The sequence below is a fragment of the Clostridium sp. ATCC BAA-442 genome, from assembly GCF_964239415.1.
Taxonomy (GTDB): domain Bacteria; phylum Bacillota; class Clostridia; order Oscillospirales; family Oscillospiraceae; genus Flavonifractor; species Flavonifractor plautii.
The window spans coordinates 1-12,420 of record NZ_CAXSQB010000036.1 but is presented as its reverse complement, the minus strand read 5'-3'; the positions used below and the strand labels follow the sequence as shown (position 1 = coordinate 12,420).

8 protein-coding genes are annotated in these 12,420 nt (G+C 60.0%); 6 read left to right on the top strand and 2 right to left on the bottom strand.

Annotation, left to right across the window (positions count from 1 at the left end; translation table 11 throughout):
- Positions 1-323 precede the first annotated feature (323 nt).
- Complete coding sequence (locus ACESY8_RS13985) at positions 324-551, top strand: hypothetical protein (protein ID WP_243427644.1); 228 nt, start codon at positions 324-326, stop codon at positions 549-551.
- A 57-nt stretch (positions 552-608) separates the two neighbouring features.
- Here ACESY8_RS13985 and ACESY8_RS13980 read toward each other — a convergent pair whose 3' ends face one another.
- Entirely contained in the window at positions 609-3,380 is a 2,772-nt protein-coding gene (locus ACESY8_RS13980; RefSeq protein WP_434307920.1) for an S-layer homology domain-containing protein, read from the bottom strand.
- Between the two features lie 489 nt (positions 3,381-3,869).
- On the opposite strand from ACESY8_RS13980, the gene murA reads away from it, so the two are divergent.
- The 5 genes from murA (at position 3,870) to ACESY8_RS13955 (ending at position 9,262) form a co-directional block, all read left to right on the top strand.
- Positions 3,870-5,162: a UDP-N-acetylglucosamine 1-carboxyvinyltransferase gene (murA, locus tag ACESY8_RS13975; protein WP_009259317.1), complete on the top strand. Its 1,293-nt coding sequence runs from the start codon at positions 3,870-3,872 to the stop codon at positions 5,160-5,162.
- 75 nt (positions 5,163-5,237) lie between these two features.
- Positions 5,238-6,026, top strand: a complete 789-nt coding sequence (locus ACESY8_RS13970; protein WP_434307919.1) for an MBL fold metallo-hydrolase — start codon at positions 5,238-5,240, stop codon at positions 6,024-6,026.
- Positions 6,023-6,511: a 23S rRNA (pseudouridine(1915)-N(3))-methyltransferase RlmH gene (gene rlmH / locus ACESY8_RS13965; RefSeq protein ID WP_054339263.1), complete on the top strand. Its 489-nt coding sequence runs from the start codon at positions 6,023-6,025 to the stop codon at positions 6,509-6,511. Before ACESY8_RS13970 ends, rlmH begins: the two co-directional genes overlap by 4 nt.
- A 117-nt stretch (positions 6,512-6,628) precedes the next feature.
- Complete coding sequence (locus tag ACESY8_RS13960) at positions 6,629-8,356, top strand: phospho-sugar mutase (RefSeq protein ID WP_434307918.1); 1,728 nt, start codon at positions 6,629-6,631, stop codon at positions 8,354-8,356.
- A 552-nt stretch (positions 8,357-8,908) separates the two neighbouring features.
- Entirely contained in the window at positions 8,909-9,262 is a 354-nt protein-coding gene (locus ACESY8_RS13955; protein ID WP_054339262.1) for a hypothetical protein, read from the top strand.
- Positions 9,263-9,331: 69 nt separating this feature from the next.
- Here the strand turns inward: ACESY8_RS13955 and ACESY8_RS13950 are convergent.
- Positions 9,332-12,420: S-layer homology domain-containing protein (locus ACESY8_RS13950; protein WP_498794785.1), on the bottom strand; the 3,089-nt coding region annotated here is incomplete at its 5' end.

Sequence of the window (12,420 nt, the reverse complement as noted above, 5' to 3'; positions counted from 1 at the left end):
CGGCCATAAAGGCCGCCCCTACAGGCTGTTCAGCAGAATAAAACCCCCGCGTCCGGGAGTACGCCGGGTGCGGGGTTTGTTTTCCCTGCAAAGGGGGTAATATGCATGGCAAAATATACGGAACACTATCGCCTGCACCAATGGGAGCCGGAGGACAGCTTCCTCCGCATGGACTTTAATGAGGATTTTGCAAAAATTGATTCGGCGATCGCAGCGCGGGGAAACTGCCTCCAGGTGGTCGGAACTTACACAGGAGACGGCAATTACGGGAAAGGGAAGGCGACGGTTCTGCACTTCCCCTTCCGGCGCTGGCGGTCATGGTGGTGGGCGGGAGTTACCAAGCGACCTCGCTCTTCCTGCGGCCGGGGACAAAGGGTGCGGCCAATGATACCGCCGGTATGGGCAGCGTGCTGTCCCTGGCCTGGGGAGAGGACAGCCTGTCCTGGTATGTGACCGGCTGGGCCAGTGGAGGCTCTACTTCCGGCGGCACCAGCGCGGAGGGCCAGCTCAACGAAAAGGGGGCGCACTATACCTACTTAGTATTGGGTTAAAAGAGAACCCCCTTCCGGAAATCCGGAAGGGGGTTCGTTATGCTTTCACAACCGCGGTCAGGCGATGGTGAAGGAGCAACTGCCAGATACGGTGTAAGTGTTGGTGTCAGCGTTATCACCCTTGAAGGTGATCAGCACACTGACATCATAGGTGCCGGTACTGTTTGCACTGATGGTGAGACCAGGTACGGTCAACGCGTTCATCACATCAGCATAGGACTTCACTCCAGAAAGATTCTTGGTGAAGGTCTGCTCATCCCCGTTGTTCTTGGATACAGTGAACTCGATCACGGCATCCTTCAGATTCCAATCATCAATGTCTGCACAGGAGGCAGTCACCTTTACGGTTCCATTCTCCTCGCGGCTTGCGGAGATAGAATCAAACTTGAAGTCGGACTTGATGTCAGGCTTGCCGCCGTCCTTACCATTCTCGGTGATGAACAGGGCCACAACCTCGCCGTCCTTTACAATGGCCTTAAAGGCGTCATCGCTGTCGCGGACGGAGTTGATGCTGGAGGTATTGAACTCATCGTCCTCGATGCGGAAGACAACAACATCCTTCGCATAGGTGTAGTAGGTGGTGGAGCCATTCTGGGTCAGGCCCACGGTACCATCGGTGGTCTTCTTGGTGCCCACGCCGGAGATGTAGTAGTCGTCCTTCTTGGTGTCATTCTCGTATTCGGTGATCTTGGTGACCACGTCCTTGCTGTTGATGGTCAGTCTGCTGGCCACGATATCGTTCTTGATATTCTTCTCAGCATAATCCTTCTCGACGTCGACCGTGGTGATCTTGCCGTCGATCACAGCGTCGTAGGTGTAGTAGTCGCCCTTCTCGCTGTCGCTGATCAGCTTGGACTGGCTGCCGGCCAGGATATAGATCTGAGCCTTGTTGGAGTCGGACACCACATCAGAGGCGGCGGAGATAAAGACATACTTGGTCACGCTGCCGCTCTCACCGTTCTTGGAGTTGACGTATACGGTGGCACTGCCGTCCATGCTGGGCACATTGTCAATGCCGGTGTAGACACTGTACTCCTTCTCTTCCGTATCATAGACCAGGAAGATGGTGCTGCTGTTGGCGTAGTATTCGCCGCCTGTTTCATCGGTGCCGTTGGTGTCAAACTTGGAGGTGCCCTTGGTCAGGTAGATGGAAGTACCCTTCTCGGAGGTCTTGTCCTTCGCTTTCAGAGTGTAGATGCCATCGTCATCCACGGTGTAGGAGACAAACTTGTTGACGAAATTCTTGGGATTCTTGTCGTCGGTATCAGCCTCGATGACAGTGCCATCAGTCAGGAGCAGCTTGGCGGTATAGGTCTTGTCGTTGTCGCCTTCCCAACCTTCATCATTTGTCTTGAAATTCAGCACGAAAGCGACGCTGGCGGAGCCAGCCTCATACTCCTCCACATACACCACGTAGCCGTAGTTATCGGTATAAATATCGACGCTGCTCTTCAGCGTGATATCGTAGGTGCGGTGATTCTTGTTATACTTGTAGGTTTCACCGTCGGCCACAAACTTGGTGTCTCCGGTTTTGGAGGTGACTTCCTGATCCTCGATCTTCTTCGCCATGGTCACGGTCTGGATGTCGCCGTCGGCCACGGTATAGAGCACCACGTCATCCTCATCAAAGGAGGCGTTGGTCTCAAACTTACCACCGTTGCCGGTCAGGCCGGCGATCTCGATGTAGGGCTCCTCGTCCTTTTTCACGCTGTCAGCGTCGACCACCTTGGAAACCTCACCCACATAGGTGTTGATAACCACGAGGGTCACGTTGTCATCGCTGTCCACAAAAGCCTCGACCAGAACGCCGTTGCCGCTGGCCTCCAGCTTGGTGTCGTCGCCCTTCTTCACGGTGAAGTCGGCGGCGGTCTTACCGTCCACAATCACGTCGGCCTTGGTGGTCTCGCCCAGGCCCAGGTCGGAGTAGATGGTCTTGGACTTGACTTCCTCGGTGTAGGAGGCATCGGCGGTGGAAGCATAGGTGCCGATCTCCTTGGAGCCGTTCTTCCACTGCTCGGAGGGACGGCCGAAGTCATCGCTGCCATTATTGTTCACAGACAGATCGGAGAAATACTTCTCGCAGAACTGCTGCACCTCGTCACGGTCGGCGGAAACGGTGCGGTAGTCGTCGGTCTTGCTGTTGGCGACCTTCACAGGGGCGGAGGCGCCCACGATAACCTGCATGCCGTCGGAGCCGATGACAGTGGTGCCCTTGTTGGTGTAGTACACAGTGTCGGCGGTCAGGGTCTGGAACGCCATCTGGGCGGCCTGCTCACGGGTCATGGCGTCGGCCAGCACGATGCCCTTGGGGGCGATGCCCGCGTTCACCGCGTCGGCGGCCACGTTGATGGCCCAGTCGTTGCCCACATAGTTGGCAACCTTCGCGTCATAGCCCAGGGCCACCAGCATCATCTTCGCAAAGGCCAGGCCGGTCAGCTCGCCCTCGGGGTCGAAGTTGCCGTTGCCGGTGCCCGCCAGGATGCCCTGCTGTACGCAGTAGCCGATGTAGCCCGCAGACCAGCGGTTGGCGGCCACGTCCTTGAAGGTGGTGGAGTTGGTGGTCAGCTTGCTGGCGTCCTCCTCGCCCAGCAGCATGACAGCCACGATCTTGGCCGCCTGCTCACGGGTCAGGATGCCGGTGGGGTTGAAGGCGCCCTTGTCGGTGCCCTCGAACACACCGATGGCGGTCATCACATCAACCGCTTCAGTGTTGGTGATTTCAGCAGAGTCGTTGAAATCACTACTCACAGCGCTGGCGGAGACGACCATCATGCCCACAATCAGGGCCATGGCCATTACCAGGCTGAGAGTCCGCTTGAGGTTTCTCATTTGGATTTCCTCCTTCTGAATTTTGAAGCCTAGGGGCGTATGACGCCCCTTACATGGGAGGAAAGAATGCAGCTTTCGGGGAATAGGGGTATAAAAGGCGGGGAAACAGAATCAAAAGGTTCGCATGGTAGACGTATGGTAGACATTATAAAAAACTCCTTGGGGAAAAAGCTGAAAATTCAGGCGCTTTGCGTTGCATTTTGGTAGACATTTGGTAGACATAACCCCACGCACGATCAGAAGAGGTATAAAAGTCGGCAGATTGGGTATTTTGAAAGCAAAGGATCACAGGCACGAGAAGAGAAAATCGGAGCACACGAGAATTTTGCTTTGATTTTAAGGAGAGATCTGCTATAATGTACTCGTATTGGAGCGCACTTCCATGGAAGGCGTTTATTAAATTGTGTTTACCGGGCCGGTGAATTGCCGGCCCTTGGATACCGTTTATGCCGGAAACGGCTGCGGCGGAAGGAATAGAGGGTTGTAGCTTTGACAAAATATGTGATCCACGGCGGAAAGCCGCTTTTTGGAGAAATTGACATCAGCGGCGCGAAGAATGCCGCCGTCGCCATAATCCCCGCCGCCCTGCTGGTGGACGGGGTATGCCGCATTGAGAACATCCCCCAGATCAGCGACGTGACATTGATTCTGAATATTTTGCAGGAGCTGGGCGCCGATGTGCGCACCGTCAACCGCACCACGGTGGACGTGGACTGCTCCCACATCCGCAACGCCCGTGTGCCTGAGGAGCTGGCGCGGAAAATCCGCGCCTCTTATTACCTCATTGGGGCGCTGCTGGGCCGGTTCGGCTCCGCCGAGGTGCCCCCTCCGGGCGGCTGTGACTTCGGCGGACGGCCCATTGACCAGCACATCAAGGGCTTTGTGGCCATGGGGGCCGACGTGGACGTGCGGGGCGGCTACATTCATGCCAAGGCCAAAAACGGCCGCATGTGCGGCACTCAGATCTATCTGGACATCGTCTCGGTGGGCGCCACCATGAACATCATGCTGGCGGCCGTGCTGGCCGACGGCCTGACCGTCATTGAGAACGCCGCCAAGGAGCCCCACATCGTGGATCTGGCCAACTTCCTCAACTCCATGGGCGCGGAGATCATGGGCGCGGGCACCGACGTGATCAAAATCCGCGGGGTGGAGCGCCTGTCCGGCGGCAGCTACTCCATTATCCCTGACCAGATTGAGGCGGGCACTTATATGACCGCCGTGGCCGCCGCCGGGGGCGAGGTGCTCATCCGCAACGTCATCCCTAAGCATCTGGAGTGCATCACCGCCAAGTTGCTGGAGATGGGGGTGGACGTGGAGGAGCGGGATGACGCGGTGCTGGTGCGCCGGCACGGCAAGCTGACCCGCACCAATGTCAAGACCCTGCCCTACCCCGGCTTCCCCACCGACATGCAGCCCCAGATTGCCGCCGTCCTCTGCCTGGCGGAGGGCACCAGCGTGCTCACCGAGGGCGTGTGGGACAACCGCTACCGCTATGTGGACGAGTTCCGGCGGATGGGCGCCCAGATCCAGGTGGACGGCAAGATCGCCGTCATCGAGGGCGTGGAGAAGCTCACCGGCGCCCGTATCCAGGCCTGCGATCTGCGGGCCGGGGCGGCCATGGTAATCGCGGGCCTGGCGGCCCAGGGCACCACCGAAATTGGCTGCATCCACCACATCGAGCGGGGCTACGAGGATATCGTGCGCAAGCTCTCCGGCGTGGGGGCGGACATCCGCGTGGTGGTCACCCCGGACGAGGAGAAGCAGAGCCAGGTAGGCTAAAAAGAAAACAGGGAGCGGCGGCGCAGGCCGCCGCCCTTTTTTGCGCAGAGAGACTACATAGTGAGGAGCGATTCCGTGCTGGAACTTTGTACCCTGGCCAGCGGCTCCAGCGGCAACAGCCTGCTGGTGACCGACGGCCGCACCCATGTGCTGGTGGACGCGGGCATCTCCTGCCGCCGTATCTGCACCGGCCTGAAGGAGCTGGGCGTGGAGCCAACGGAGCTCGCCGGCGTGCTGATCACCCACGAGCACAGCGACCACATCTCCGGTTTGACCACCCTGACCAAGCAGCTCAGGCTGCCGGTGTATGCCAGCCCTGGGACGGGGCGGCAGCTTTGCTACCGCATCGCCTTTCTGGAGGAGCTGCTCCGCCCTGTGGCACCGGGGGAGGGCTTTTCCATCGGCGGGCTGGCGATTGAGAGCTTCCCCACCTCCCACGACGCGGCGGAGAGCGTGGGCTACGCCCTGTCCGCCGGGGGGCGGAAGGCGGCGGTGGTCACCGACCTGGGCTATGTGACCGGGGCGGTGCTTCGCGGCATCCGGGGGGCGGATCTCCTGGTGGCCGAGGCCAACCACGACGTGGAGTGGGTGCAGTCCGGCCCCTACCCTTTCCACCTCAAGGCCCGCATTCTGGGCGACCGGGGCCACCTGTCCAACGAGGCGGGGGCCGAGCTGGCCTGGACGGCGGTGGAGGGGGGCGCCCGCACGGTGGTGCTGGCCCACCTGTCCCATGAGAACAACACCCCCGCCCGGGCCCACGAGGTGGTACGGGGCGTACTGGAGCGCCGGGGCGCGGCGGTGGGCCGGGACGTGGCGCTGGAGGTGGCCCCCCGCAGCGAGAAGAGCCGGAGGTACACGGTATGAAGGGCATCCGGGTGCAGCTCATCTGCGTGGGCAAGATGAAGGAGAAATTTTACATCGACGCGGCGGCGGAGTACGTCAAGCGCCTGTCGGCCTACTGTAAGCTCCAGGTGGTGGAGCTGCCGGAGGAGCGGCTGCCGTCCGATCCCTCCCAGGCCCAGATCGACGCCGCCCTGGAGAAGGAGGCGGCGGCCATCCGCGCCAAGCTGGCTCCGGGGGCCAGCCTGGTCGCCCTGTGCGTGGAGGGACGCATGCGCTCCAGCGAGGAGCTCTCCGGCCTCCTGTCCGACTGGAGCAGCCGGGGGGGAAGCAGCCTGGCCTTTCTGATCGGCGGCTCCTACGGCCTTGCCCCCTCCCTCAAGGCCCAGGCGTGGGCCAAGCTGTCCATGTCCCCCATGACCTTTCCCCACCATCTGGCCCGGGTGATGCTGCTGGAGCAGCTCTACCGCAGCTTCAAGATCGACGAAGGCTCCAGCTACCACAAGTAGGCGTGACAATCTCCCGAATTCGTCAAAAGACGGGCTGGATATTGGTAAATTTTTGTGCTATAATCACAGTGCAGTACATTGTTTACGCCAGAATTTCAGATATTGGAGGTTAGTCCCATGTCCTATCGTGATGTTTATGAAAAGTGGCTCAGCAGTTCTGCGCTCAGCGAGGCGGAAAAGGAGGAGCTGCGCTCTATTTCCGGCGACGAGAAGGAGATTGAGAGCCGGTTCTTTGCCCCGCTGGAGTTCGGCACCGCCGGCCTGCGCGGCACCATGTGCGTCGGCCTGCACCAGATGAACATCCACGTCATCCGCCACGCCACCCAGGCCTTCGCCGAGGTCATCCTGGCCGAGGGCCCCGAGGCGGTGAAGCGCGGCGTGGCGGTGTGCTTCGACTGCCGCAACCACTCCCAGGAGTTCGCCCGTGAGACCGCCGGCGTCATGGCGGGCAACGGCATACCCGTACGTATCTTCGAGTCTCTCCGCCCCACCCCCGAGCTGTCCTTCGCCGTCCGGGAGTATGGCTGCATCGCCGGCGTAAACGTTACTGCCAGCCACAACCCCAAGGAATATAACGGCTACAAGGTCTACTGGCAGGACGGCGCCCAGCTCCCCCCCCACCACGCCGAGGCCATCGCCAAGAAGATGGAGGAGCTGGACTTCTTCGCCTCCATCAAGCGCATGGACTACGACGAGGCGGTGGAGAAGGGCCTGATCACCGTCATGGGGGCTGAGACCGACGAGAAGTTCCTCTCCAACGTCATGGGTCAGGTCAACGACAAGGCCGCGGTGGAGAAGGTGGCCGACACCTTCAAGATGGTTTACACCCCCTTCCACGGCACCGGCTACAAGCTCATCCCCGAGGCCCTGCGCCGTTTGGGCATGAAGCACGTCATCTGTGTCCCCGAGCAGATGGTCATCGACGGCAATTTCCCCACCGTGGTCTCCCCCAACCCGGAGAACCCGGAGGGCTTCTATCTGGCTGTGGATCTGGCCAAGAAGGAGGGGGCGGACTTTATCCTCGGCTCCGACCCCGACGCCGACCGGGTGGGCATCATGGTGCGCACCTCCGACGGGGAGTTCAAGGTGCTCACCGGCAACCAGACCGGCGTGCTGCTGCTGGACTACCTGATCGGGGCAAAGCAGCGCACCGGCAAGATGCCCGCCAACCCCGTGGCTCTCAAGACCATCGTTACCACCGAGATGGCCCGCAAGGTCGCCGAGACCAACGGCCTGAAAAGCTACGACACCTTTACCGGCTTCAAGTTCCTGGCGGAGAAGAAGGACAAGCTGGAGAACGCCGGGGAGGGCAAGGTGATCTTCGCCTACGAGGAGAGCTACGGCTACATGCTGGGCGACTATGTCCGCGACAAGGACGCCGTCACCGCCGCCCTGTCCCTCACCGAGATGGCGGCCTGGTACGCTGGACAGGGCATGACCCTGTACGACGCCCTGCTGGCCTGCTATGAGAAGTACGGCTATTACGGCGAAAAGACCCTGAACCTGGTGATGCCCGGCCTGGACGGGCTGAAAAAGATGGCCGATCTGATGGCCAATCTGCGGGCCCAGCCCCCGGTGGAGATCGCCGGCGTGGGCGTACTCCAGCAGAAGGACTACAAGGACGGCAGCGTGGTCAACGTGGCCGACGGCGCGAAGAGCACCATGGAGCTGTCCGGCTCCAACGTGCTGCGCTATGAGATGGCCGACGGCACCAGCCTCATCGTCCGCCCCTCCGGCACCGAGCCCAAGGTCAAGGTCTATATCCTGGCCAACGACGCCTCCAGGGAGGCCTGCGACGCCAAGGTGGCCAAGTATGCCGCCTGGGCCGAGAGTCTGAAAAAGTGAGTGAATAGAGTAAACCGGTTCCCCGGCGTCCGCGCCGGGGAACCGGTTTTTTCACGTCGGGAGCAGCACGGATTTCCAGCCTCCCGGAGTAGCGGGAACCTGAACAGAGGCGGTGTCGCCCCAAAATTCATTTTACACCCTGTGCACGGGCGGCACTTGCGGCCGCCCCCTTTTTGCCCCCGCTGGGAACGCTTCGCCCCGTAGGGGCGGGGCTTGTCCCCGCCCGTGGGGGGGGGGCCCCCCCCCCCCCCCCGGAGCTGGCCGGTGGCCCGGAGGTGCGGGCCGATGTGGGCATCGGCCCCTACAGAGGTCTGCTGCGGCAGGCAGCGCCCGGCAAAATGCTCCGTAGGGGCGGGGCTTGTCCCCGCCTGCGGGCGGCCATAAAAGCCGCCCCTACTTCCGGGGTTCCGTTCCCGGCGGGCTATCTTGCGGCGCTTGGACGTAGGGGCGGGTACCCACACCCGCCCGCAGGGCGTCCGGCAGAAGGAGTCCCCCGCGTCCGGCGGTACGCCGGGCGTGGGGGACTCTCATATCCCGAAAGGGGGAATATTTATGGCAAATTATACGGAACATTATCAGCTCCACCAGTGGGAATCGGAGGACAGCTTCCTGCGGACGGATTTCAACGCGGACTTCGCCAAAATTGACGGAGCCATTGCCGCGTGCAGCCACACGGTCAAAGGCTCCTATACCGGAAACGGAAGCTATTTGACAGTGGAGCTGGGCTTCCGGCCCGCCGCTGTGCTGGTCTCACTGGGATATCAGTCCTACAACCAGCCGCGGCTCTCCATCGACGGGGACACTGCTTATATGGTCATGACTGACAGCGGGTTCCGCGTTCAGGATGACCGGAATGCCAATCTGAACGAGGTAGGGAGAGAATATCTGTATTTGGCGTTCCAATAATAACAAGAATCCCCCCGGACAAGTCCGGGGGGATTCTTGTTTGAACTTGAGTTTAACAGCAATGCCAGATTACTGAACCTCAACAATGTAGGCGGAGTAACGGGCAGAAGTGCCGTCCCAAGTCTTTACCACAATAACGTTGCCGTTATTCAGGTTCTGGGCCTTAGCAATGTCGTCATCGCGGCTGATCAGATCACTATCCGTGCCATTTTCAGCGACCGCCGCAGTGGTGAAGATACCGGAAGTGTGCGCGGTAACAGAGTTGTCGACGGTGATGGTCACAGTAGCTTTCTTGGCCTGCTCAGCAGACAGAGGCAGAGTGGTGGCATTCGCAACGGCCTTGGCGATGGTGGTATAGTCGCCAGCGCTGGCAGTCTTAACGCCGTCCACAGTGGTGGAGGTGATGCGGTCGTTATTGGCGTTGTCGTCATCGCCAGCGTCAACGTCAACCTCCATCTTGTAGGTATCGGTGACATACACGACCTCGGCCTGGCCGTCATCGTTGTACACCACGATACCGTACTGACCGGAGGTCAACTCAGTGGTAGCGGCAGTCTTGTCGTCCACCTCGGTGTTCTCCACGTCGATAACCAGGGCCTTGTCGGCATAGCGCTCCCAGTCGGTGTTGGAGTTGTCATTGACGCCACTCACGAAGGACTGCTTCACAGTCTCGTCATCGGACATCAGATCAGTTGCCTTGTCGAAGTCATAGACCTTGAAGTACTTGGTACGGGTGGTAACAATCAGGCCCACGTCGTTGGCCACGTCAGCCGCAGCGGTCTTGTTGCTGTTAGACACACAATCGGCCTGAGCCTCCAGTACGTAGTAGTCGCCATCGGTCGTGTAGGTGCAAAGCTTGCCGGCCATTCCCTTGGTCTTGGATTGCATCTGGAGAACGTTGCCCTCTTCGTCAATGACGGAGTAGGTATACACGCTGCCGGACTTGTCGTAGACGCTCATGACATAGACATAGGCGTCGGTGCCGAACTTGGCCTGGTCAGTGTAGAGCACGATGACCTCGGCAACGTCGGTGGCATCGTCGAAGGCCACCACGGAGGCGCGGACCTTGCCGTTATCGATACCACCCGCTTTATCAGCGTCGATCATCTTGGCCATGTTGTCATAGCCCACGGCCACATAGCCCTTGGATCCATTATAGTAGTAAATAATGGTTTCCTCGTCGATACCATAGCTGTTGGTGTGGGTATCAACAGAGCTGTTCTCCAGACGCAGGTCGACATCGCCTCTGGCAACATCAGCCTTCAGCTCGGTCTGGCTACTATGGAAGAAAGTAGACTTCCCGCTTTCTGTGTAGTTGTCGCCTTTGATATAGTTTTTGCTGGTGCCATTGACGATCACGCCGTCATCCAGCTCAGCAGGCCCGAAGGTCACGACCTCATCGTCGTCAATGGTGTAGGCCACCAAGTTGCCGGAGGCATAGCCCTTAGTCTTGGCACCGGCAGCGGTAGCGTCATCGGAACCCATGAACTTCAGGACGGCGTCCATGGAGTTGTCGTCGGTGATCGCACTGCCAAACCAGGTCTCAACCGCGCTGTCCTTGGTGCTGTTGTCGTCGGAATTGGCGAGATCCTCAAAGCGGTCAGCGGTGGCGTCCATGTCCACGTCATAGACCTTGGAGGTGCCGTCCGCCAGCAGCAGCTTGATCTGGCCGGTGGTGGTCAGGCCGTTGATGGAGTAAGCGGAGTCCAGAGCCAGAGCGTACTGGGTGGGAGCGCCCTCGACCTCACGGAAGGCCACGATGTTGCCGAAGTCGTCCAGGAAGAAGTCGTACTGAGCGTCAAACTGCACGCCGTTGGCCTTATCGTCACACTCAGAGATCAGGAACTTGACGGGGTTATCCTTGTTGATGTTGCTCAGAACCTCCAGGCCGTCCTGCTTGTACTCCTCGCCGCCGACCTTGATGTAGTTCTTGTTGTCGTCCTTGTTCTTGGCGTTGAAGAGCTCCATCTCACCGGTAACGGTCTTGGGCTCCTCCACATAGGTACGGCCGCCGTACTGGACAACCAGCACCACGTCGCCCTTGGTCAGATCCGTGGCAGTGGTCACGATATCCTCGTTGTCGATGACATCGTCGCCGGGCAGGCCGTACAGGGTGGTGGTCTCGTTCTTGGAGCTGACGCCGGACACATGGGTCAGGGACTTCTCCACGGAGATGACATAGTTGACATAGCCGTCGTTGTCGTTGTCGATGACGGTCAGGGCGGCGCCCTTCACGTTCATGATATCGTCCACATCAGCGCTGTCAATGGCCACTTCCTCATAGTTGTGGTAATACTCGGTGGCCTTATCGGTGGCCAGGCCAGTGCCCTTCAGCAGGGCGGCCAGGGAGTCGTCGTCCTTGGAGTCGCCGCCGGTGACCTTCTCGCCGGTCTCAATGACGGTGTTCACGTCGGAGACCACAGGAGCGCCATACACGGTGGAGTCGGCCAGAATGGTGGTCTTCTTCACGTACATGGTGACGGCCTTACCCAGCATATCAACAGGAGTGCTGACATTGAAGACCTGGGTCTTCACGTTGGCGCTGGAATCCTGGGCCACGGCGGTGTTGCCGGTGGTGGACAGGATGCCGTCGGGGTTGTAGATGCGGGTCTTGCCCTCCTGCAGCGCGGTATCGGTGTCGTCGTCCAGGATGGCCCACTCATTGGCGGTGACAACGCCCTCCACCTTGATCACGCCGTACTTGTCGGACAGGATGGTGCGGTGATCGCTGTAAACGATGGGGTAGTTGTTGGTGGTGTAGCTCTGGATCATCTCCACGTCCAGGGCGTTGTAGATCAGCAGGGCCGCGTCGTCGCGGTTCAGGGGAGCGGACAGATCCTTGGTGAACCCTTCGAAGATGCCCTGCTCGTCGGCGCGGACGGACACGTTGATGGCCCAGTCGGCACCCTCAAAGCCCTCGATCTTGGGATCGTAGCCCACGGCCACCAGCAGCATCTTGGCCGCCTCCAGGGCGGTCACGGTGGCGCTGGGATCAAAGGTGCCGTTGCCGCGGCCGGCGATGATGCCGGTGGTGTAGCAGTAGTTGATATGGCCCTTGGCCCAGTTGCTGGTGATATCGGTCAGGCCGGAGTTGACGCTCTGGTACAGAGCGCTGTTGTCCACGCCCTTGTTCATGATGACGGAGAGCATCTTCGCCA

Coding starts and splice junctions, on each gene's coding strand:
- ACESY8_RS13980 (WP_434307920.1), bottom strand. CDS start 3,380: ATGAGAAACCTCAAGCGGACTCTCAGCCTGGTAATGGCCATGGCCCTG.
- rlmH (WP_054339263.1), top strand. CDS start 6,023: ATGAAGGGCATCCGGGTGCAGCTCATCTGCGTGGGCAAGATGAAGGAG.
- ACESY8_RS13960 (WP_434307918.1), top strand. CDS start 6,629: ATGTCCTATCGTGATGTTTATGAAAAGTGGCTCAGCAGTTCTGCGCTC.
- ACESY8_RS13955 (WP_054339262.1), top strand. CDS start 8,909: ATGGCAAATTATACGGAACATTATCAGCTCCACCAGTGGGAATCGGAG.